This is a genomic window from Mucilaginibacter gossypii, from assembly GCF_017569325.2.
In the GTDB taxonomy this organism is placed as follows: Bacteria; Bacteroidota; Bacteroidia; order Sphingobacteriales; family Sphingobacteriaceae; genus Mucilaginibacter; species Mucilaginibacter gossypii.
On the sequence record NZ_CP071878.2, the window covers coordinates 5,814,277 to 5,837,490 of the forward strand.

The window sequence follows — 23,214 nt, forward strand, 5'->3', positions numbered from 1 at the left end:
ATTTTTAGCCCAACGCTTTTTTATTTTGGCTTTCCTTTTTTGTTTATCTTTGCCGCGGTTTGAACATCCGTGATATATTAGACAGATATAAGGCTGATGACCGGATAAAAACGTTGGCTACTGCGCTTAACGCATCAAAAAATCCAAGGGTACAGCTGCGTGGTTTGGTGGGATCAAGTGATTCGGCCATGGCGGTAGCATTGTATTTTTTGCAGCACAAACACATGGTATTTGTACTGCCCGACCGCGAAGAAGCAGGTTATTTCCAGGCCGACCTGGAAAACCTTACCGGTAAAGAAGCCCTGCTGTTCCCTTCATCATACCGCAAGCCTTTTGAATTTACCCAGCCCGATAGCAGTAATGTACTGGCCCGTGCCGAGGTATTGAATGAGCTTAACCACAGTTCAGAATATGGCCAGCTCATTGTAACTTATCCCGAGGCTTTGGCCGAAAAGGTGATCGATCGTTCATCGCTTGAAAAAAACACCCTCGAAATAGCCGTTAGCAATAAGCTCAGTATTGATTTCATCAACGAGTTTTTGATAGAGTATGATTTTGAACGGGTTGATTTTGTATATGAGCCGGGGCAATTTTCTATCCGTGGCGGTATTGTTGATATCTTCTCTTTTTCGCATATGCTCCCCTACCGGGTTGAGTTTTTTGGTGATTTCATTGAGTCGATCCGTACGTTTGAAATCGAGAGCCAGCTGTCGGTTGAGCATGTTAAAAGCATTACCATTGTTCCCAACGTACAATCTAAATTTCTAACGGAGAATAATATCTCCCTGCTTGAATATGTTGAAGCAGGTACACAGGTGTGGATCAAAGATGTTCAGTTTACATTGGACATTATCCAAACCGGTTATAAAAAGGCTGTAAATCTTTGGAAAGCCCTCTCTGCAGATGAAAAAGCACAAAACCCTGATTGGATAGATCCCAAATTTGGTTTTACCGACGAAAAGCTAATAGGCGATCAATTGCATGATTTTCCTGTGGTAGAGTTTGGAAAGCAGTTCTTTTACCATGACGCTACCGCCATCAATTTTGATATGCGGCCGCAGCCATCCTTCAATAAAGATTTTACGCTGCTCATCCACAACTTTAAAAACAACGAGGCCGATAAGATCGAGAATTTCATCTTTACCGATTCGGCCAAACAGGTTGAGCGTTTATACGCCATTTTGGACGACTTGGATAAAACGGTAAAATTTACTCCTATAAGCATCTCCGTACGCGAAGGTTTTATTGATCACGAGCAGAAAATAGCCTGCTATACCGATCACCAGATCTTTGACCGTTACTATAAATACAAAACCCGCAAGGGCTACCAGCGTTCCCAAGCTATTACACTAAAAGAGCTCCGCGACCTTAAACCGGGCGATTATGTTACCCATATCGATCACGGTATAGGTAAATATGCGGGGTTGGAAAAGGTTGACGTGAACGGCAAACAACAGGAAATGATCCGCCTGATTTATGCTGATAACGACCTGCTGTATGTGAACATCAACTCACTTAACCGCATTTCCAAATTTAGCGGCAAAGAAGGTTCCGTTCCCAAAATGAACAAGCTGGGTACCGACACCTGGGAACGTTTGAAGAAAACAACAAAAAAAAAAGTTAAGGACATAGCCCGCGACCTGATCAAGCTTTACGCCCTTCGTAAAGCCCAGCATGGCAATGCCTTTTCGCCCGATAGCTACCTGCAAACCGAACTGGAGGCATCATTCCTGTACGAGGACACTCCCGACCAGGAAAAAGCCACGGCCGATTTCAAAAAAGATATGGAGTCGCCCCACCCTATGGACCGCCTCATTTGCGGCGACGTGGGTTTTGGTAAAACTGAAGTAGCTGTTCGCGCAGCATTTAAAGCTGTTGCCGATAGCAAGCAGGTGGCCATATTGGTACCAACAACTATTTTAGCCGCACAGCACTACAAAACTTTTACCGACAGGCTCAAAGGTTTTCCCGCCAATATTGATTATGTTAACCGCTTTAAATCAACCCGGCAGATCAAGGATACCCTGGAGAAACTAAAAGAAGGTAAAGTAGATATTATCATAGGCACACATCGTTTGGTAAGCAAGGATGTGAAATTTAAAGACCTTGGCCTGATGATCATTGACGAGGAGCAGAAGTTTGGCGTATCGACCAAAGAAAAGCTGAAACAGATGCGCGCCAATGTGGATACGCTTACCTTAACGGCAACGCCCATTCCGCGAACGCTTCATTTTTCGTTAATGGGTGCACGTGATCTTTCTATCATATCAACTCCGCCGCCAAACCGTCAGCCGGTTGTTACCGAGCTGCATGTGTTTAATGATAAACTCATTAAAGAAGCGGTTGAATTTGAGATTGACCGCGGCGGACAAGTGTTCTTTATCCACAACCGCGTGGCCGATCTGCCGCAATTGGGCGGCATGATCCGTAAGCTTGTTCCTAAAGCACGTATCGGCATTGCTCACGGCCAATTGGAAGGTGACGACCTAGAAGATGTAATGCTTAAATTTGTGAACCACGAGTATGATGTGCTGGTGGCTACAACCATTATTGAGGCCGGCCTGGACATTCCCAATGCCAATACCATTATCATCAACTACGCCCATATGTTTGGCTTGAGCGACCTGCACCAGATGCGTGGCCGTGTGGGCAGGAGTAATAAAAAGGCGTATTGTTATTTGCTAAGTCCGCCTTTGTCAACGTTAACCAGCGAGGCCCGCAAACGCCTGAGTGCCATTGAAGAGTTCAGCGACCTGGGCAGCGGCTTTAATGTGGCTATGAGGGATTTGGATATCCGTGGCAGCGGTAACCTGCTTGGCGCCGAACAAAGCGGCTTCATTGCCGAAATAGGCTTTGAAATGTATCATAAGATCCTCGACGAGGCTATACAGGAACTTAAAGACGATGAGTTTAAAGGCGTATTCCCTGAGGATAAGCCCCGCCCCTATATTTCTTTTACCCAAATTGATACCGACCTGGAGATCCTCATCCCAGATGAGTATGTAACCAATCTCTCCGAGCGATATAACCTGTATACCGAGCTTTCCAAACTGGAAAACGAGGTAGAACTACAGGCATTTCAACAAAAATTGCACGACCGTTTTGGCCCGGTACCGACCCAGGTTGACGGTTTACTCAATACCCTGCGGTTGCAATGGCTGGGCAAGGCCATCGGTTTTGAAAAAATCTCGCTCAAGAAAAACGTTTTGCGTGGCTATTTTATCACCAACCAGCAATCAAGTTACTTTGAAACCGAGGCCTTCCGTAATGTGCTCGACTTTGTGAAGAATAACCCAAGGCGCACTAATTTGAAAGAAGTTAAAAACACGCTCCGTTTGGGAATTGAGGGAATTGACAGCGTTGACGAGGCGCTGAGGATGCTGAGCGAGGTGGCGGGGATAATATAACCATCTCTTGTTGTCGTGCCCCCACAACAACATAATGTCTTTCTATGCATTGGGATTCCAACAATGGTGAAAAGTTGTGGTGAGGACCTGACAACAGGTATGCAAAGGAAAATAATGATTGCACAGGTGCATCTTCGCTTATAACGATACACCCTTTTCGTAATATCCTTTTATGGTTGCGAGCATGATATGCAAAATAGACAAATGTTATACGTGATCGATTATATCCAATTAAAAAAGCACGACGGGCCAGTATATTTTCTCAAAGCCTCTGCAAACATTTACAAAAGCGGTACCGTCCACCGGCTGCATCCAACCGTAATTTAAGTTCTGTAAGCCCTGGTTATTTTTATCCAGTACTATTCCCGATTCAAAAACCATATGCCCATCCCGTATAAGGTAAAAAGAACTGTTTACTGTAGCCATATCATCATTTTCACGATATTTAAAAACCCAGTTTTTTTTCATTTGAGCCAGCAGGGTTCTGCTATTTGTTTTCCAGCAAATCCTTTTTCCCATAAGAGGATTAAGACCGTCAAAATCTTCGGGCGCAATTACTATATAGGCAGTCCAATCGTCTTTTGAAAAATCACAATTTGAAAACAGCTGTAACCTTTCGCCCGGCTTTACTTTAGGCAATAAGGGGTTGAGCCTATTATTATTAATTTTCGACACCGGAATAGTGAGGTTATAGCCGGTTAATGACATAACAACAGCTATTAAAAGCAGGATAGCAACCAGACTGATAAATATTCTTTTCATTAATTGAGAAATGCTGATTGCTTAAAAAAACAGCCCTTTCGATTAAACAATAAAGCTACCGATTTTCACCGGTAGCTTTACTATAAAATGAGTCTCTCTGTAAATTAATAAACCGCTAAGCTGTAATTAAGCGTTTGTCCTTCTTGCAAAAACAAATTCGGCGCTTTTGCTTTATCCGAATCGTTGATAACGCCATCGTTATTGGTGTCCTTAAATTTCACGGAACCAATTATTGCTGCGGGTGTTTGTTTAGGGCTGCTGTCAATATCGGCCTGAGTTTTAAAAATACCTATCGGAATCAGTCCATTGTAATAGCTTTTTTGGGTTCCTTTTTCAGCAACAATGTAATACTCTCCTATATAGGCAACTACTGCAGTCGCTTTTCCTGACGCATCCGTAGTAAGTGTGTATGAAGGCGCTTCCCCGGTATTGGGTTTATTTACATCATCATACAGTTTTACTGTTGCACCTGCCGATGCAGTGCCGGTCTGGCCATCAGTTATGGTAATAGCAACAGTTGAAGTAGCCGGCCCTTTTTTATCACATGAAGAAAACAAAAACGATGCTGCTATGCAGCCTGATAAAAGTAAAGATGTATATTTCATAAACCCTAAAACGAAACAAGGGAGCTATTGTTTTAATCATCTGTTAAAAAAATTACCCGTAATGTGCTATGTCTCAATAGCAACTGCCACATTTTCTGTTAAGATCCGTTTATTCTTATCCTACTTTTTTATAAATATCTTTTAAATTACGCCCCATTTCCTTGTAATCAAGGCCATAACCTACTACAAATTCGTTTTCTATTTCAAAGCCTACATACTTAAGCTCCTCTATCTTTTTTTGAAGAGCGGCCGGCTTTAATAATAATGAGCATAACCTTAATGAGGCGGGCTCTCTTTCCTTCAGTTTCTGGATTAGATAGTGAGCTGTATTGCCCGTATCAACAATATCTTCAATAATAACTACATCGCGTCCCTTAATATCAACCGTTAAATCAATATCTTCCCGTATTTTTAGCTTACTGGAGGTGCCACCATAGTATGATGCTAATTTGGTGAAGTTAATTTCGCATGGAATACTCACTTGTTTGATCAGGTCGGCTGTAAAAAGAAAGCTGCCGCTGAGTACCCCTATAAAAACGGGTATGCTATTATTATAATCTTCATTTAATTGTATGCCAATGGCTTTAACACGTTCTTCAATCTTATCGGCAGTTAGTAGTATCTCAAATTCCAGATCGGCTATTTGTTTTGTCATTGGGTTTAGTTTGTTTTTTAAAGGCAGTATAGTTCCGCCGTTTACATTAATCCCGGCGAAATTGGATTTTAAGCGCCTAAAATACTATTAATCACTTACAATAGCGTGAAAAATAATTGTGACATATAAGCTTATCTTTGCAGCCGAATGATTGACTATCAACTTTATACTTTACCTAATGGTATCCGCATACTGTATAAGCACTGGCCCTCGGCAATTACACATTGCTGCTTTATTGTAAACGCAGGATCGCGCGATGAAGCTCCGGGACAGGAAGGCCTTGCCCATTTTATTGAGCACCTGCTGTTTAAAGAAACCGAACGCCGTAACACCAGCCAGATCCTCAACAGGCTTGAGCTTGTTGGCGCCGATCTTAACGCTTATACCACTAAAGAATATACCTGCATCCACGCGTCGTTGCTTAACCAGCACCTTGACCGCACTATGGATCTTTTTGAGGATATATTATTTCATTCCACGTTCCCGGATGATGAACAGGAGAAAGAGCGCGGTGTCATTTTAGATGAAATAGCTTCCTATCTTGACCAACCGGAAGAAGCCATACAGGATGATTTTGAAGAGCTGCTGTTTAAGGAGCACCCCATGGGGCAAAACATTTTAGGTACGCCCGAAACCGTTGGCAGGCTTAACGGGGACGACATCCGGGGGTTTATAGCGGCAAACTATAATACAACCGAAATGATCTTTGCTGTACACGGCAATTATGAGTTCAGGAAACTGGTGGCCATGTCTGAAAAGTATTTCGGCCATGTGCCTTTAAATGAGCTTAAAAAAAATCGGGTAAAGCCCTTACAAGGTAGGGGTAGTATCCATATCGTTAACAAACCTATCTCACAAACGCACTGCATTATAGGCACACAGGCTTATTCATCGTCGCATGAGCACAAATGGGGCTTATTATTGCTTAACAACCTCCTGGGCGGAGTGGGCATGAGCAGCAGGCTCAACCTCGAAATCAGGGAAAAACATGGTATAGCCTATACTGTCGAATCAAATTACACCCCTTTAACTGATACCGGCATCTTTTCTATTTACTTTGGTACGGATACAGAAAAAGCGAACAAAGCTTCAAAACTGATTCATAAGGAGCTGAAAAAACTGCGTGAACAAAAGCTGGGCACATTGAAATTGCACCAGGCCCGGCAAAAGTTTATCGGGCAAATAGCATTAGCGGAAGAAAACCGCATGAGCCTCATTATAGCTATGGCCAAAAGCATGATTGATTTTAACCATGTTGACACCCTCGAAGAGATCTTTGCTAAAATTAACCAGGTAAGCGCCGAGCAATTGCTGACCATCAGCAATGAAATTTTTGATAATAACCGCTTGATCACTTTGCTATTTGAGCCTAAGCAATAATCCTTTATTTTTGCAAGATGAAGTATCCTATCATTGCCTACGGTGATCCTGTTTTAAGAAAGAAAGCAACAGCCATTGAGCCCGACGAGTATCCGCATATAAAAGAACTGGTTGAAAATATGTTTGAAACCATGTACGCGGCCCGTGGTGTTGGCCTGGCAGCACCGCAGGTAGGTATGTCAATGCGTTTATTTGTGGTGGATGCCACCCCCTTTGATGATGACGAACCGGAACTGAAAGATTTCAAAAAAGCGTTCATCAATGCTACCATACTGGAAGAAACTGGTGAGGAATGGAGTTTTAACGAAGGCTGCCTGAGCATTCCGGATATTCGTGAAGATGTATACCGCAAGCCGGTTGTACGCATGTCATACTATGACGAGAACTGGAAACACCATGAAGAAACTTTTAAGGGCATGGCCGCACGTGTTATCCAGCACGAATACGATCACATTGAAGGCAAATTGTTTACCGATAAGCTAAGCCCGTTACGTAAACGGCTTATCGAAAAAAAGCTTAACGATATATCAAAAGGCATGGTTGATGTGGATTATAAAATGAAGTTTCCCAACATAAAAAAAGGAAGATAATACTTTACCCAAAGCATATGAAGAGCCGCCACACAGCGGCTTTTTCTTTTTGTATATTTTTATAAATATTCAGCTAAGCCTGTAAAAATTACAATACTATACCTCTGCATTAAACCAATCGGCGTAATTTCGGTCTTTGTTTTGGCATTTTTAATGCGTTATATTTACACAACCAATCATAAAAATCATAAACCAATGACTACCAGACGATCTTTTCTAAAAACTTCGGCGCTACTTTCAGCAGGCCTGTTGGCAGCTCCTAATTTGTTTGCATATGATAAAAAATATATAGGCTTACAATTATATACTGTGCGTGATGCTATGGCTGCCGACCCTGTTGCTGCATTGGCAAAGGTTGCCAAAACAGGTTTCACATCTGTTGAAGGTGCAACTTATACTGGTACCGAATTGTTTTATGGCATGCGCCCCGGCGATTTTGCAAATGTTTTAAAACAAAACGGCCTCATCATGCCGAGCGCGCATTACCGTTTAGGCGAGGAGCTGGTTAACGGCGAACAACAAAAAGGAACCATCATGAACGACTGGAAAAAAGCCGTTGATGACGCTGCCGAAGCTGGTGTGCAATACATGGTTTGCGCATATCTTTCACAATCTGAACGCGGCAATCTTGACCATTATAAAAACGTGGCCAACATGCTTGATATAGCCGGCGAAACCTGTAAAGGCGCGGGTATCCAGCTTTGCTATCACAACCACGACTTTGAATTTATACAGGAAAACGGTAAATACCCATATGAGATCCTTTTGGAGAACACCGATAAAGACCTGGTAAAAATGGAAATGGACCTGTATTGGGTTAATAAAGCAAACCAGGATCCAATCGCCCTTATTGATAAGCACCCGGGCCGTTTCCCGCTGTGGCATGTTAAGGATATGGACAAAACCCCTGAAAAGAAATTTACTGAAGTTGGAAATGGGGTTATCGACTTTAAAAAGATCTTTACCCAGGCTAAAAAATCGGGCCTCAAATATTTCTTTGTTGAGCAGGATGTTTGCCCGGGCGATCCGTTTGTAAGCATTGCACAAAGTATCAGCTATATTAAAAAGAACCTGGTGTAATATTGCTTTTACACCGATATCCTGAAGGCCTGCATTTAAAACAAATGGCAGGCCTTTTTTATTCTACAAGGGCAAATTGTTTTATAACACATTTAACGGCAAAGGAAAATGAGCGCAACTATAATCAAATACCTCATAGTCATTTTGATGGCTTCGCTTCTTTTTGCCTGTGTTGCTGAAGCGCAAACCGATAAACAGCCGATTCAGATCACACAGCAACATGTCACCTGCCTTTAAGGTCTGGCGGGATTTGAAGCTCAATGATGAGCGGTTCTTTTTTTGCCCCTGTTCCTACGCTCCCTGAACCGGTTAAAGAAAACAAAAGCCAGCAAACAGAGTACACAACCGCAAATGCCATTCAGGCGCAGGCCATAATCGTTGCCCGGGTCTTTTCCGTAAATGGTTAAAAACGCAAACAATGCAATACCCAGTGTTTGGCCCAGTTTTACAAACAGGTATTTAACCGCAAAAAACATCCCCTCGCGGTTCTCGCCGGTACGTTTAGCCTCGTTCTGTGCTATTTCGGCAAGTATAGCATTGGGCAAAATACCCAGCGAGGCCAGCGGAAACGACGCACTGATAACCAGCGTATAGATTTGCACCTGCGGTGTAAATGGAAGTTTGCCCAGGAAAAATATCGCTACAAAAATTAAACTCAGTAACCCGAACGAAAAAAGCACGATAGGTTTTTTGCCAATCTTTTGCGACAGGTAATTAACCAGCGGATAAAACAGCAGTGATACCAATACCATCGTAGCCATAAGTTCTCCGCCCATAGATTCGGGCAGATTTAACAACGATTTTAAAAAAAACAGTAAGCCGCTTGATATGATGCTTAATGCCATATAGTACGAAAAATCGGATATCAGGTAATATTTGAAATTCCGGTTTTCAAAGGTTTTTTGAATAGCAGGCAATAGCGGCAAGTGCGATGGGTGACCGTTTGAATACCGTTTTTCGTCAATGGTGAATACAGGCACGAGCATCACCAGCCCGGCAAATATGGCCAGCCCCCAAATGGTGTACTGTACGGCGGTATCGCGATTGAGGGTACCGGCAAAGCGTTGTACCCAGTCGGCAAAGTTATTGACCATGGCCGATAGGATAATCCCTATCACAAAACCCACCTGTTGTAATGATGATAGTTTAACCCTTTCGCTGCCCGTGCGGGTAAGCTCTGGCAGCAGGGCGTTGTATGGGATAATATAGGCCGTAGCGCCCATAAAAAAGCAAATAAGCGTAAAGGTAAGCCAGTAAGCGTTATGAATACTTTCGCCCTTTACCACAGGGTAAAAGGTTAATCCGCAAAATAAGGCGGCAGGTAAAACAGCCCATTGCATAAAAGGAATGCGCCGCCCACGACGGTTTTCGCTTTTATCACTTAGCGAGGCAATAAAAGGATCAAAAAAAGCATCCACCAACCGCCCGGAAGCTGTAATCACAGACATGATATTGAACAGGCCAAAAAGCAACAATTGAGGTACCAGCGTAGTAAGCCCGGCATTGTTTGGCGGCAGGTAAAAGTAAGGCAGCATCACAATGATAATATTGGTCATGATGCTCCACCCTATCATTCCGCAGGCATAAGCAAGCTGTTTGGAAAGTGGTAGTTTATTGGCCGGCATTTAATGCAATATGCAAATATTACATCAATATATAATGGCGGTTTACCATGCGGATTGAAAAACAATAAATAAAAAATTTTCACACTAATTTTTACGTATTAATCGAATTACACGAATTGAATCAATTTAAGATTCGTGTAATTCGATTAATTGTGGAGAGCTTGCAAAGCATTTGTGTAGAAATTTTTCAGTATGAGATTAGTAAAACAGATGGAGTTATTTTAAACGCGACTTCCCTGACCTGTTCTTTTACAACCCTGCATAATAATCATATCCCTGTTCGGCCCAATAATCCCGCGGACGGTTATTGCTGAAGCTGATACTGCCAATCCGCTTCAGGTTTTTGATACCATATTTAACCGGGATGATAAGCCTTAGCGGCGCGCCGTGTTTTGGCGGCAAAGGCTTTTCGTTTACCTCATAAGCCAAAAGGGTTTGCGGGTGCATGGCGCTTGGCATATCTACACCAACGTAATATTCTTTATCGGGAGTTTCCATACCAACGTACTCCAGTTGGGTTTCAGCTTCAAGCTTAAAGTGAGCTATAAAATCGCTAAATTTTACACCGCCCCAGTGCGAAATCTGGTCCCAGCCCTCTACGCACTTAAAATCATAAATGATCTCGGTTTTAGGAAGTTTCTTTATTTCATCGATACCGATATTCAAGAGCTCACCATTCTGTTTTTTGACCGACAGTTTCCAGTTGTCTACATCAATCAAACCCTCCGAGCCTATATCACTGTTGTGGCGCACCACCTTCGCCGCCATTTCCTTTGGATAGGTTTTTACCAGGTTTTTATTGCTGTATAGCTGGCGAACCACCTTTTCGTTGGCATTAAGCACCGCACGTAATGGCTTGTGGGCATCTCCTGTAATGCCCGGCACCTCATTGGGCGAAGTATAAAGCCAGCGCCAGCCGCCATATGCGGCACCGCCCAATACCAGGAAACTGCCGAAGGAGATAAAATTGCGCCGGCTGATCTTCTGCTCAACTGTAAGCTCCTTTTTCGGGCCTTTATTTTTACTGAAAACTTTATTCAGCTTTTTCGTTAGTTTCATCGTTTTGAATTTGAATAGCGGGTTGTGGTTTTTCATCTATCACCTCAAACCCCGAAATAACCGACCTGAAATTATTCCAGCCGGCAAGTACAACCTGTACAACATGCACCAGGAAAAACAGCACATAACCAATGGTGAGCACAAAATGCCAGATGCGGGCCAGGTGGTACCCGCCGCAGAGCCAGACTAAATAATTAAGCTGTACCGGTTTGTAAATAGCCAACCCGGTTATCAGCGAGCCAAAGCCCATAACAATAATAGCCGTATAGGCAATACGCTGGGCCGCGTTGTATTTATTTTGAGGGGGGGCCATTTTGCGGATATGCAGGTCGTGCAAAACCACCAGCCAGGCTTCTTTAAACGAATGCCGGTTTGGCAACAGCTCCCGCCACCGACCCGATATAATGGTATATGACACGTATAAAAAACCATTCAGCGCAAAAAACCACATGAACAAAAAGTGGAAAGCCATACCCTCGGCCAGCCGCCGGGGAATGTGCAGCGCATCATAAAAACCCTGCGGAAAAAAGCGAATAAAAGTAACACCGAAGAGCGTGAACGTGTAAGTATCGTTGGCCCAGTAAATGAGTAAGCCACTCCAGATCATGATGGTGAGGATGGGGAAGTTTACCCAATGCGTCCAACGCATTAACAGGGTGTGTTTCTCTTTAATTACTTTCATCTAAATGCTCTTAATGCTATTCAACACAACTATTGTATGTTTTTATCTTGTCGCCCCACATCCGCCGATACTTTGAACAGGCTTTTCGATGCTGCCAAAACAGCACCGTTGCTTGTATTTTGCACAAAACCTATTACTTCCCATCCCCGGGCCTCAACCCCGGCAGGCAAAGCAATAGTTGCGCTGCCATTGTTTTTGTTTAAAGGCATAGTTTGAAGGTTTCGTACAATTTGAGCGTGGGCCAAAGTGCGGCCGCCGTTTTCACCACGCTCAACTTTTACAATAGCCTGTTTTTGAACCAATGCCAATGATATCACATTAGGTGCGCTCCCGGTATTGCCTTCAACTTTATATTGCACCGAAGCTGTATTATTTGCACTAAGAGTAACGCTTAAGTTCAATTGAACACTGTCGCTCCCCTGCAAGCCGCTTTTAATAGTGCTGCGCAAACGCTCCTCCTGCGAACCTACAAACTCCGTTTTACCATTAACCACAATTTGCGGCGTGTAAACCTGCGACAGGTTTAACCAGCGCGCATATTCATTTTGCCGTTTGGAATAATCGGCGTTGCTAAAAACGTCTTTCCAGCCAAGGCGGTTCCAGTAATCAACATGGTAGGCTAAAATATAAACAGGCTTATCGCCCACTTCTTTTTGAACTTTGGCAACCAGTTCGTCGGCAGGCGGGCAGCTTGAACAGCCTTCGGAAGTAAACAGTTCAACAAGGGCAAAACCTTTACCATCAAACTTTAAATTATCGCTGTGGCTGGTTTTAGCTCCACTTTTGCAATTTATGAATGCAACAGAAATGATTACTGCACCTATAACAAACGACACAAACGCAAATATTCTGATCTTTTTCATTTCACTTAGTTTAAATGATATACATTTTTTCTGCTTTGTCGGGTTTATTGGGATAACCTTACAATAATTTTTTACTTTTTTGGCTGATATAAATATCGGCATAATATGCTCAAATCAAGACACGTAGCGTAACTTAGTAATCATCAGGAAGGTCTTGGATTAAAATAGATTTGAATTTATCTTGTAAGGATTAAGGTCTGCGCCCGACTAAGCCTGTAATTATATTAGCATTACCGCATTTCATGTTAACCGAAACTAATGTATTAAACCCTCATAAATGGGTTACAGCCTATGCCGATTACCTGTATATGTATGCCATTGTGCGCATCAATGATGAGGATACGGCCAAAGACCTGGTACAGGAAACTTTTTTGGCAGCCCTTGAAAAAGTGGACCGGTTTGAGGGCAAAAGCACCGAACGAACGTGGCTTACCGCTATCCTTAAAAATAAGATTATTGATGTATACCGCAAAAAATCATCAGGTTTGGCTATAGCTTCGGCTAATAAAGCAGCTCAGGAGCAGGATGATTTTTTTGAGGAAGACAATGGGCACTGGAAAGCTGAATATGCTCCACAGCCCATCGCGGCAATGGACGACCAGGATCCTTTGTTAAAAAAAGAGCTGAACAGCATTCTGCAAAAATGCCTGCAAAAATTACCTGCCCTGTGGAATGCAGTATTTACCATGAAACACATAGACGATGCGGCTACCGAAAATATTTGCACCGAACTGCATGTTAGCCAGGCCAACTTCTGGGTTATCATTCACCGGGCAAAAGTTAACCTGAGGGCCTGCCTTCAAAAAAACTGGAATTAAACTGAAATGAGCTATTTAAAAAAAATTATATATAACTGTAAAAAAGCTACTTTCCTCATCGAAAAAAAACAGCTTAAACGGCTTAGCTTCCGCGAGGAAATGGAGCTGCGCATTCACCTGGCCGGTTGCGGCGTGTGCGTATTATACAATAAACAAAGCCGCGTTATTAATGATATGGTGCAGCAGCTATTTCATGATTCGCTAAAAAATGAGCTGAAACTTGATGATACTTTTAAAGCAGATTTGCAGGCAAGGATTGAAGAGGGCTTGGCGTAATAAGATTTTATCACGAATGGATTTGCATTATGAATAAAATTTGAGCGAATTACACGAATCCATGTTTGACACGAATCTTTGCTTGGCGTAGATAATAGGATCGAATTATACGAATTGGCGTGGGTGATTAGATAGCCGGATCCTTTTTTAGAAAACAACTCGTTGATATTCAATTGAAGGTTTTCCGAAATTTATTACAAGGCCTAATTTGAGGCCAGAGGCTTTTAAGTAGTTAAGCGTTTGTTTGATATATGGGTCGCCGATGTAATTGCCTATTTTTACTTCGAGAATGATACCGTCATAAACTACAAAGTCAGCAACAAAGAAATGCTTGAGTTTTTGTTCTTTATATGTAATGGTAAATGGTCTTTCTCGTACAAATGGGATATTTAACCTGGCAAACTCAAACTCGAGGGCATCCTTATAAACTGCTTCTTTAAATCCGTGCCCCAATATGTTATGAACCTCAAAACATGCCCCGATAATTTTGTAAGATTCTTCCTTAAATAAGATTTCAACCACGGTTAACAGAATTGGTGACCAAAATATAGAATGATTTTAATTTCATCAATTATTTAATTAACTCTCCCGAGGAGTCGATAAAAAACAATTCGTGTAATTCAAAATAATTCTCTTCAGAGAGCAAGGATTCGTGTCAAACATGGATTCGTGTAATTCGATCTAATTGTAATCGACACGCAAAATATTCGTGTTAAAACTCTCTATCCTTCGTATCCATTATAATAGTAACCGGACCATCATTAAGCAGGTTGATTTTCATATCAGCACCAAAAATGCCTGTTGCTATCTTTTTGCCTGTTAATGTTTCAAGCGTTTGAACCATTTGTTCGTACATCGGGATAGCTTTATCCGGCTTGGCAGCCCGCAGAAACGACGGGCGGTTTCCTTTTTTAGTTTGAGCGAAAAGGGTAAACTGTGATATCAATAGTATATCCCCGTTAACATCGGCAAGGGCTTTATTCATAAGTCCGTTCTCGTCGCCAAAAACACGCATGCCTGTAATTTTATTAGCAAGCCACTGCATATCTTCTGGGGTATCGGCATCTTCAATCCCTAATAATACCAAAAATCCGGCGGCTATCTCGCCTGTAACATTTCCATCTACAGTGCAGCTTGCCTGGGTAACGCGTTGTAGTACAGCCCTCATAATTTTTACACGAATTAATTTATGTTGGTTACAATTTAGGCGAATTTCATTAATCTTATTCGCTATAGATAAGTAATTCGTGTAATTCGATCAAATTGCAAACGCCTTATAAGTAGTTTGTGTCAATTCGTTATCATTAGTACAATTAGTGTCAATTCCATTCGTGTAATTAGTGCGTAATTAATTAAGTTCGCAACCGCTATTATGTATATCTAATTAATAGGATTTAAAATGAGTACAAAAAAAGGCTTCACTACCACCATATTACATGCCGACCGTCTTGGCAAACCCGAGCATGGTTCATTACATAAACCAATCCACACCTCGGTAACCTACGGGCACGAGGATGTGCAGGACCTGGTTGATATTTTCCAGAATAAAAAAAGTGGTTATGCTTATTCACGCCAGGGTAACCCTACTATTACCGCCCTGGAGCAAAAGGTAACCCAAATGGAACACGGGGTATCAAGTATCGCTTTCTCAACTGGTATGGCGGCAATTTCGGCAACGATAATGGCCCTTATTAAAGGTACTGACCATATCGTAGCCAGCTCGTTCCTGTTTGGGAACAGCCGCAGTATTTTCCAAACCTTTATTGATATGGGTATCAGCATTGATTTTGTTGATGCTACCTCGGTTGATAATGTACGCGCGGCAGTAAAAGCAAATACCCGCATGGTATTTGTTGAAACTATTGCCAACCCGGCCACGCAAATTGCCGACCTAAAAAACATTGGCGATCTGTGCGAGGAAAAAGGCATTATGTACGTGGTTGATAACACCATGACCTCGCCATACCTGTTTAACCCGGTTAATGTTAAAGCCAGTTTGGTGATCAACTCGCTTACCAAATATATTGGCGGTCATGGCAACGCGCTCGGTGGCGCGGTTACGAATACCGGCTTGTTTGACTGGGCAAACTATCCAAACATTTTCCCCGGATTTAAAGCAGCTGTAAAACCAGAGAACCTGGGCATGACCCAGATCCGTAAGAAAGGGTTACGTGACGCCGGCGGCACTTTATCACCCGAGGCCGCGCACACAATATCTGTTGGTGCCGAAACCCTGGCCTTGCGCCTTGACCGTGCCTGCAGCAACGCTTTGGCACTGGCTAAATATTTCGATAATCATCCAAAAGTTAAAAAAGTATTTTACCCGGGCGTTGAATCGCACCCACAGCACGCCCTTGCCGGCGAGTTATTTGCACGTTATGGCGGCTTGATGAGCATCGAGCTTGATGAAAGTATCGACTGCCTGGCATTTTTAAATAAACTGAAACTGGTTGTAAAATCAAGCAACCTTGGTGATACACGTACCCTGGCCATCCCGGTAGCACAAACCATTTTCTTTGAGCTTGGTGCCGAGCGCCGCGCAGAAATGGGCATTCCTGAAAGTATGATCCGCCTGTCGGTAGGGATTGAAGACCTTGACGATCTACTCGAAGATTTCAAAACCGCTTTAGGCGAATAAATATTGGGCCTTGTGTTATTCACAAGGCCTTTTTTATTGAATACCATTACCTGTTCGCGACTATCATAGCAGAACATAAAATAATTTTCATTGATCGATAGGGGTTTATGTGCTGTTTGTTGTAATATAGACGTATGAAAACCTATAAAACCTTGAAAACACTTCTTCGTGTGCTAACCCTTGCACTTATAACCAGCGGCATCCAGGCGCAAACCCAACCAGACTCTTTAACCATCAAATTACAACAGGCTTTTACGCATGAAAGCCTGCCCGGCATGTATGTGATCATGACCGATGGTAATAAAGTTAGCTACTCCCATAGTTTTGGCTATGCAGATGAAGCCAACCAAGTCCCCTATTTGGCCAATACAATTCAAAACATTGGCTCGGTGAGTAAAACTGTTATTGCCGTAGCGTTGATGAAAGCTATCGAATTAAAGTATTTTACGCTGGAAACAGATATCAACGATGTGCTACCTTTTAAGGTAACCAATCCTAATGACCCAAACGGAAAAATAACCATCAGGCAGTTAACCAACCATACATCAGGGATTGTTGATAATCCTGAAGTATATCATTACTGCTATCATTTTTATCCTAAACTAAGGGCTTATGACAGTGTTTCGATTAAAACCCTTAACCAAATGGGCTTTGGTGATAAATTAAAGGATACAACTTTAGCCCAGTTCTTTTACAACTATTTATCCCCACAGGGAGAGTACTACAGCAAGGCCAATTTCGGGGAAGGTCCGGCAGGAAGCGTTTCCTCATATTCTAACATCGGCTCGGCACTGGCGGCATACCTCATTGAACTTAAATCAGGGCTTTCTTATGCGGAGTTTACCAAAAAATATATCCTGAAACCGTTAAAGATGGATCACTCAGGCTGGCATATCGAGGATGTGGATTTAAAAAAACACGCCTATTTATACCTCGATCAAAAGAACCGGTTCCCATTATATGACCTGGTTACGTATCCGGATGGAGGGCTAAAAACTTCGCCCGAAGATTTGAGCAAATATTTAGTGGCAATTGCCAGGCACGATAAAAAGCTGCTTACTGAGGCATCTTATCAAACCATGTTCACCGCGCAGTTCAACAAGGAGCATCCGCCTAAAAACATCAATTTAACCTATCGTAACAAAGGCATCTTCTGGAATTTATATACTAACGGCACCGTAGGCCATGACGGCGATGATCCCGGCGTAGGCACTTATTTGTTCTTTAATACCACTACCGGCAAAGGAGGCTTGTTTTTGTGTAATAAGTATTTGCCGAACAAACAGGCTATTGTTGATGTGCTGGTGAAGGAAGCGGCGGGGAGGTAAGGGTGATAAATTCGGCCACAAGCTAATACATACACTTTACCCCTAAGCAATAAAAAAACCATGTCATTGCGAGCGCAGCGCGGCAATCGCACGGAAGCATAGCCGCCCTGTATAGCATGCGATTACCACGTCGCGCCCACGCACTTTTGCCCCTGCCGCTTCTCGCAATGACATCTTTTATAAAAGGCTTAAATTTTATGCTTGTTTTTTCCTGCTTCCTGATTCTAAGAGTCCCGACTCTTTCTTCCTGCCTCCTGACTCTAAAAGTCTTGATTCTCTCCCTAAGCTCTTGTATCATTACCATGATAAATACTCAGGTAACTCTCATAGCGCGACAGGGTTATCTCGCCCTCTTCCAAAGCTTCAAGTACGGCGCAGCCGGGTTCATTGATGTGGCGGCAATTGTTAAAACGGCATTGGTTCATCCGTTCACGCATTTCGGGAAAAAAATGACTAAGCTCCTGTTTTTCTATGTCGATAACACCCAGTTCGCGGATGCCGGGGGTATCAATAATAAAACCACCCTGCGGCAGCTCAAACATTTCGGCAAAGGTGGTGGTGTGCATCCCCTTATCGCTCCAGTCGGATACCATGTGTGTGCGCAGGTCCAACTCGGGTAGCAACGCGTTGATCAGGCTTGATTTACCCACGCCCGAGTGGCCGGAAAACAAAGTGACCTTATCCTTCAACAGATCCTGCACCTGGCTGATATTAGTACCTTCAATAGCCGAAACTTCAAAACAGGGGTAGCCAATATCTTCATAAATAGCTTTATAATCGGCCAAAACCTCCAGGCCTTCATCGCTAAACAGATCGAGCTTATTGAACACCAGTCTTGCAGGGATATCGTAAGCCTCGGCAGTTACCAAAAAGCGATCTATAAAACCCAGAGAAGTACGCGGAGAAGCCAGCGTAACTACCAAAATAGCCTGGTCGAGATTGGCAGCAATGATCTGCGCCTGTTTGCTCAGGTTAATAGCCTTGCGGATGATGTAGTTTTTTCGTTGATGCAGGTTGGTGATCACGCCATCTTCCCTGTCGGGCTCCATTTCAAAATCAACCACATCGCCAACGGCAATAGGGTTGGTTGTGGTAATACCTTTTATACGGAACTTACCTTTGATGCGGCAATCTATCTTTTGCCCATCGGGGGTTTGTACCTGGTACCAGCTTCCGGTTGATTTTGTAATTAGTCCCTGCATATTATCGAGCCTCAAAAGTAGCAAATTAATTTTGACACTAATTTTTTCGAATTTGAGCGAATTACACGAATTGCCATTCTACGTCATAATTTGTGTAATTCGGTTAATTGTGAATGGCATGCTGAGCATTCGTGGTAAAAATCTCTCCACGAATTTATTCGAATTAGCGAATTACACAAACTGCCTTTCCGAGCCGTAATTAGGGTCATTCGATCGAATCATACCCCTTGCTCAGCATTAGGTTGAAATAATTCGCGTAATTCGCATAAATTATTGACGCCCTGCAAGCATTCTTGCTAAACAATCAAAATATTTAACTGCATATAGGATCCGCAGTCGTTTCCCTGTACGCTTACAATAATCCGCAATGACAGATAAATCCTTTTACCTATCACCCTCATTATCAAATCCATCAATCACCCCCTCAATCGCCTTACAATTATTACGAAAATCATAATTTGTTAAATAATCCTTGCAAATCAGAAAATAATCTACTTACTTTACAGACATTATATATGACAATTAACAACACCATTTCTACAATTATTATTACCACCGGTATAAACCTCGGAGGAAGATAATCGTATGGTGTAAAACATAAAATGAAAGCCAAAAGAAAAACCTTCCTCCGCAAAGAGGAAGGTTTTTTTGTTACAGAACGATTACTAACCCATAAATGAAAGTTTTAAAATTCGGAGGTACTTCCGTTGGATCTGTAAGCAGCATCCAAACCCTGTTAAGCATCCTGAAGGATGAAGTAAAAAATGAAGAAAAGCCGGTGGTGGTATTATCTGCCATGGGCGGTGTAACCAACCTGCTTTCGGCCATGGCCGAAGATGCGGCAAACGGCAAAGAGTTTACCGCAGGCCTAGCCGAATTGGAGAAACGTCACTTTGATACGGTTAAAGCCCTTTTGGATGTACAAAACCAAAACCCGGCGCTTACCCGTTTAAAAATTCACTTCAACCAACTGGAAGAACTTTTACAGGGCGTGCTTACCCTTCGCGAACTTACCCCGAAAACCCGCGACCAGGTACTGGCCTTCGGCGAACGTTGCTCAACCCTGATGGTGAGCAAAGTTGCAGCCCAGCATTTTGGCGATGTACTTTTTGTTGATGCTGCTGATGTAATTAAAACCGACAGCGCTTTCGGCAATGCCAAGGTAAACACCGAACTTACCGAAAGACTGGTACAAGGCCTGTATACCGAAAACAAAGGCAAAACATTGATCGTTACCGGTTTCATCGCCTCAAACGATGCAGGGCAAACTACAACATTAGGTCGCGGTGGATCAGATTATACTGCAGCCATATTCGGCGCAGCGTTAAATGCTCAGGAGGTTCAGATCTGGACGGATGTTAACGGCATGATGACTGCCGATCCCCGCATGGTGAAAAAAGCGTTCTCCTTAACCGAGCTTACTTATACCGAAGCTATGGAGCTTTCCTACTTCGGCGCCAAGGTGATCTATCCGCCAACCATGATCCCGGCATTTTTAAAGAAGATACCTATCGTAATTAAAAACACCTTTGAGCCAGAGTTTGAAGGTACCGTGATCCGTCATGATTGCAAGGCCTCTACCCTGCCAATCAAAGGGATCTCATCTATCAACAATATCAGTATCCTAAATTTAGAGGGCAGCGGTATGGTGGGCAAATCCGGCTTTAGCGGCCGTTTGTTCTCCTTGCTTGCCCGCGAGCAGATCAACGTAATCCTGATCACCCAATCATCATCTGAACATAGCATCACCTTCGCAGTTCAGCCGCAAGATACAGACAGGGCAAAACAGGTTATCGAACAGGAGTTTGAACTGGAGCTTGCCGCTAAAAAACTCGAGCATCTGGTTATCGAGAAAAACCTTGCGATATTAGCCATTGTTGGCGAAAATATGAAACAAACCCCGGGCATGTCGGGCAAGTTGTTCCATGCGCTGGGCCGTAACGGTGTTAACGTAAGGGCTATAGCACAAGGCTCATCTGAATATAACATCTCGGTGATCATCTCGGCGAACGATCTGTCAAAAGCCTTGAACGCCGTGCATGACGCCTTCTTTGTACAGTTGACCAAAACCCTGCATGCGTTTTGCCTGGGTACCGGCAACATTGGCAAAACATTGTTTAATCAATTGAACGCCCATAGCGAATACCTGAAAGATAACAACGGCATCCAGGTTAAAATAGCCGGTATCAGCAATACCCGCAAAATGACGTTCAATAGTGATGGCATCTCTTTAGATACCTGGCAAAATGACCTGCAATCGTCGCCTTATGAAGCCGATCTGCAATCGTTCATCAACCGGATGAAAGAAATGAACCTGCCAAACTGTGTATTTATTGACAACACTGCAAGTCCCGTTCCTATCGGTTTTTACGAGGAGATCTTTAAAGCCAATATCTCGGTAATCACCTGTAATAAAATAGGTAACTCGGGCAGTTATAAGCAGTACCGCACGTTTAAAGATACCGCGCGCGCTCATGGCGTTGATTTCTTCTACGAAACCAACGTTGGCGCTGGCTTGCCGATCATCAATACCCTTAAAAACCTGATGAACAGCGGCGACAGGGTGCAACGTATTGAAGCAATACTTTCGGGTACTATATCGTTCATCTTTAATAACTTTAAAGGCGATGCCAATTTCCACGATGTGGTAAAAGAAGCACAGGACAAAGGCTATACCGAACCAGATCCTCGTGATGACCTGAGCGGTAAGGATTTTATGCGCAAAATGCTCATCCTTGCCCGCGATGCCGGATATGCTATGGAAGAGGCCGACGTTGAAATAGAAAGCGTATTGCCAAAAGCAAGCCTTGAGGCTAAAACCGTTGAGGATTTTTATGCTACCCTTAAAACCGAAGACGCACATTTTGCCAAACTAAAAGATGCAGCCGAAAAAGACGGCAAAGTATTGCGTTACATTGGCAAGTTAGAGGACGGTAAAGTAACTATCACCCTGCAAATGGTTGATGAAAACCATCCGTTCTACATGCTGTCGGGCAGCGATAACATCATATCCTTCACTACCGACAGGTACCGTGAGCGTCCGCTGGTAGTAAAAGGCCCTGGCGCTGGTGCCGAAGTAACCGCCGCAGGCGTATTTGCTGATTTAATAAATGTGGGAGCGAATTAACCCCCTAACCCCCTGAAGGGGGAACCATAGCTTATAGCTAAAAAAAGGGATAGTAATAGATATATATTTACATGGAAAATAATTTAGAAGAAATAAAAGCCGCCCCCCTGGTAGCCCCCCCTTTAGGGGGCGGGGGGGGTAGCATCCGCGTTTTTGCTCCGGCAACTGTAGCTAACGTTGTTTGCGGCTTCGATGTGCTGGGCTTTGCAGTTGATGAACCCGGCGACGAGGTGATCATGCGTGTGACGGGCAAACCGGGCATCACACTTAGCAAAATCACTGGCGATGACGGTCGCCTGCCGCTTGATCCGGCTAAGAATACCGTGAGCGTTAGTGTTCAGCATTATTTACAAAGTGTTGGCCGTACCGATATTGGTTTAGATATCGAGCTGCACAAAAAAATGCCTATTGGCAGTGGTTTAGGTTCAAGCTCGGCCAGTACGGTTGCAGGTTTGTTTGCTATTAAAACATTATTAGGAGATAATTCCGACCCGATAAAACTACTTCCTTTTGCTATGAAAGGCGAAGAGATGGCTTGCGGTCATGGTCATGCTGATAACGTAGCCCCTGCCTTGTTTGGTGGTTTTGTGCTGATCCGTAGTTATGAGCCGCTTGATGTGGTAAGGCTACCGCATCCTAAAAACCTGTGGTGCGCTATTGTATTCCCTGATGTGGATGTACCTACAAGAGAGGCCCGCCAAATCATCCGTAAAAACATCCAGATGAAGGATGCCGTTACCCAGTGGGGCAATATTGCGGGCTTAGTAAGCGGTTTATTTATGCAGGATATCGAACTGATTGGCCGCAGTATGAAAGATGTGCTCGTTGAGCCAGTACGCTCTATGCTGATCCCTGACTTTTACAAAATGCGCGAAATGGCGATGGAACTTGGTGCGGTAAGCTTTGGTATATCAGGCTCTGGCCCGTCGGTGTTTGCTTTTACCAAAGACGAAGCCACCGCACGAGCCATCACCCAAAAATTACAGCAGCATTTAACCGGCTTAAAAATCGGATCCAATAGCTACGTATCAACTATAAATGACGCGGGGCCGAAGGTTTTGGGATAGCCTTAAATCCTTCGCAATACAAACCACTATGTCATTGCGAGGTACGAAGC

General features: G+C 43.3%; 21 protein-coding genes. 11 read left to right on the plus strand and 10 right to left on the minus strand.

What is annotated here, in order from left to right; genetic code table 11:
- Positions 1 to 59: 59 nt before the first annotated feature.
- Positions 60 to 3,407 carry a transcription-repair coupling factor gene (gene mfd / locus J3L18_RS24670; RefSeq protein ID WP_129569511.1) on the plus strand — a complete coding sequence of 1,116 codons (3,348 nt, stop codon included), beginning with the start codon at positions 60 to 62 and terminating at the stop codon, positions 3,405 to 3,407.
- Positions 3,408 to 3,638: 231 nt separating this feature from the next.
- Here mfd and J3L18_RS24675 read toward each other — a convergent pair whose 3' ends face one another.
- From J3L18_RS24675 to hpt, 3 genes are all read right to left on the minus strand, one after another.
- On the minus strand, positions 3,639 to 4,169 hold the full coding sequence (locus J3L18_RS24675) for a hypothetical protein (RefSeq protein WP_129569512.1): 531 nt from the start codon (positions 4,167 to 4,169) through the stop codon (positions 3,639 to 3,641).
- A 104-nt stretch (positions 4,170 to 4,273) separates the two neighbouring features.
- Entirely contained in the window at positions 4,274 to 4,774 is a 501-nt protein-coding gene (locus tag J3L18_RS24680) for a hypothetical protein (protein WP_129569513.1), read from the minus strand.
- 115 nt (positions 4,775 to 4,889) lie between these two features.
- Positions 4,890 to 5,429, minus strand: a complete 540-nt coding sequence (gene hpt, locus J3L18_RS24685; protein ID WP_129569514.1) for a hypoxanthine phosphoribosyltransferase — start codon at positions 5,427 to 5,429, stop codon at positions 4,890 to 4,892.
- Between the two features lie 150 nt (positions 5,430 to 5,579).
- Here hpt and J3L18_RS24690 point away from each other — a divergent pair, with 150 nt between their 5' ends.
- The 4 genes from J3L18_RS24690 (at position 5,580) to J3L18_RS24705 (ending at position 8,716) form a co-directional block, all read left to right on the plus strand.
- Positions 5,580 to 6,809, plus strand: a complete 1,230-nt coding sequence (locus tag J3L18_RS24690; RefSeq protein ID WP_189549222.1) for a M16 family metallopeptidase — start codon at positions 5,580 to 5,582, stop codon at positions 6,807 to 6,809.
- A gap of 17 nt (positions 6,810 to 6,826) precedes the next feature.
- Positions 6,827 to 7,399, plus strand: coding sequence for a peptide deformylase (gene def / locus J3L18_RS24695; RefSeq protein ID WP_129569516.1), 573 nt, complete (start codon positions 6,827 to 6,829; stop codon positions 7,397 to 7,399).
- A 195-nt stretch (positions 7,400 to 7,594) separates the two neighbouring features.
- Positions 7,595 to 8,479 carry a sugar phosphate isomerase/epimerase family protein gene (locus J3L18_RS24700; RefSeq protein WP_090533817.1) on the plus strand — a complete coding sequence of 295 codons (885 nt, stop codon included), beginning with the start codon at positions 7,595 to 7,597 and terminating at the stop codon, positions 8,477 to 8,479.
- A gap of 108 nt (positions 8,480 to 8,587) precedes the next feature.
- Positions 8,588 to 8,716, plus strand: coding sequence for a hypothetical protein (locus J3L18_RS24705; RefSeq protein WP_262511172.1), 129 nt, complete (start codon positions 8,588 to 8,590; stop codon positions 8,714 to 8,716).
- Positions 8,717 to 8,736: 20 nt separating this feature from the next.
- Here the strand turns inward: J3L18_RS24705 and J3L18_RS24710 are convergent, their stop codons facing one another.
- The 4 genes from J3L18_RS24710 to J3L18_RS24725 form a co-directional block, all read right to left on the minus strand.
- Complete coding sequence (locus J3L18_RS24710) at positions 8,737 to 10,104, minus strand: MFS transporter (RefSeq protein ID WP_129569517.1); 1,368 nt, start codon at positions 10,102 to 10,104, stop codon at positions 8,737 to 8,739.
- Between the two features lie 249 nt (positions 10,105 to 10,353).
- Positions 10,354 to 11,163: a molybdopterin-dependent oxidoreductase gene (locus J3L18_RS24715; protein ID WP_129569518.1), complete on the minus strand. Its 810-nt coding sequence runs from the start codon at positions 11,161 to 11,163 to the stop codon at positions 10,354 to 10,356.
- On the minus strand, positions 11,138 to 11,845 hold the full coding sequence (locus tag J3L18_RS24720) for a cytochrome b/b6 domain-containing protein (RefSeq protein WP_189549220.1): 708 nt from the start codon (positions 11,843 to 11,845) through the stop codon (positions 11,138 to 11,140). The genes J3L18_RS24715 and J3L18_RS24720 overlap by 26 nt, the downstream gene beginning before the upstream one ends.
- Positions 11,846 to 11,874: 29 nt before the next feature.
- On the minus strand, positions 11,875 to 12,708 hold the full coding sequence (locus J3L18_RS24725; protein WP_129569519.1) for a DUF1223 domain-containing protein: 834 nt from the start codon (positions 12,706 to 12,708) through the stop codon (positions 11,875 to 11,877).
- Between the two features lie 242 nt (positions 12,709 to 12,950).
- Here J3L18_RS24725 and J3L18_RS24730 point away from each other — a divergent pair, with 242 nt between their 5' ends.
- Together J3L18_RS24730 and J3L18_RS24735 are read left to right on the plus strand one after the other, a co-directional pair.
- Complete coding sequence (locus J3L18_RS24730) at positions 12,951 to 13,526, plus strand: sigma-70 family RNA polymerase sigma factor (protein WP_091176109.1); 576 nt, start codon at positions 12,951 to 12,953, stop codon at positions 13,524 to 13,526.
- A gap of 6 nt (positions 13,527 to 13,532) precedes the next feature.
- Positions 13,533 to 13,802 (plus strand): hypothetical protein, encoded by a 270-nt coding sequence (locus tag J3L18_RS24735; RefSeq protein ID WP_129569520.1) that lies wholly within the window; start codon positions 13,533 to 13,535, stop codon positions 13,800 to 13,802.
- Positions 13,803 to 13,949: 147 nt separating this feature from the next.
- Here the strand turns inward: J3L18_RS24735 and J3L18_RS24740 are convergent, their stop codons facing one another.
- Both J3L18_RS24740 and dtd read right to left on the minus strand, forming a co-directional pair.
- Positions 13,950 to 14,324 (minus strand): GxxExxY protein, encoded by a 375-nt coding sequence (locus tag J3L18_RS24740; protein WP_091176114.1) that lies wholly within the window; start codon positions 14,322 to 14,324, stop codon positions 13,950 to 13,952.
- Between the two features lie 190 nt (positions 14,325 to 14,514).
- Complete coding sequence (gene dtd, locus J3L18_RS24745; protein WP_129569521.1) at positions 14,515 to 14,970, minus strand: D-aminoacyl-tRNA deacylase; 456 nt, start codon at positions 14,968 to 14,970, stop codon at positions 14,515 to 14,517.
- Between the two features lie 231 nt (positions 14,971 to 15,201).
- Between dtd and J3L18_RS24750 the strand changes: the two genes are divergently transcribed.
- Positions 15,202 to 16,440 carry a cystathionine gamma-synthase family protein gene (locus J3L18_RS24750; protein ID WP_129569522.1) on the plus strand — a complete coding sequence of 413 codons (1,239 nt, stop codon included), beginning with the start codon at positions 15,202 to 15,204 and terminating at the stop codon, positions 16,438 to 16,440.
- Between the two features lie 134 nt (positions 16,441 to 16,574).
- On the plus strand, positions 16,575 to 17,768 hold the full coding sequence (locus J3L18_RS24755; protein WP_129569523.1) for a serine hydrolase domain-containing protein: 1,194 nt from the start codon (positions 16,575 to 16,577) through the stop codon (positions 17,766 to 17,768).
- A gap of 281 nt (positions 17,769 to 18,049) precedes the next feature.
- Here the strand turns inward: J3L18_RS24755 and rsgA are convergent, their stop codons facing one another.
- A complete protein-coding gene (gene rsgA / locus J3L18_RS24760; protein WP_129569524.1) occupies positions 18,050 to 18,970 on the minus strand; it encodes a ribosome small subunit-dependent GTPase A in 921 nt (306 codons plus the stop codon).
- A gap of 676 nt (positions 18,971 to 19,646) precedes the next feature.
- Here rsgA and thrA point away from each other — a divergent pair.
- Positions 19,647 to 22,097, plus strand: a complete 2,451-nt coding sequence (thrA, locus tag J3L18_RS24765) for a bifunctional aspartate kinase/homoserine dehydrogenase I (RefSeq protein WP_112656387.1) — start codon at positions 19,647 to 19,649, stop codon at positions 22,095 to 22,097.
- A 71-nt stretch (positions 22,098 to 22,168) separates the two neighbouring features.
- Positions 22,169 to 23,164 (plus strand): homoserine kinase, encoded by a 996-nt coding sequence (locus J3L18_RS24770; protein ID WP_129569525.1) that lies wholly within the window; start codon positions 22,169 to 22,171, stop codon positions 23,162 to 23,164.
- The last annotated feature ends 50 nt before the right edge of the window (positions 23,165 to 23,214 follow it).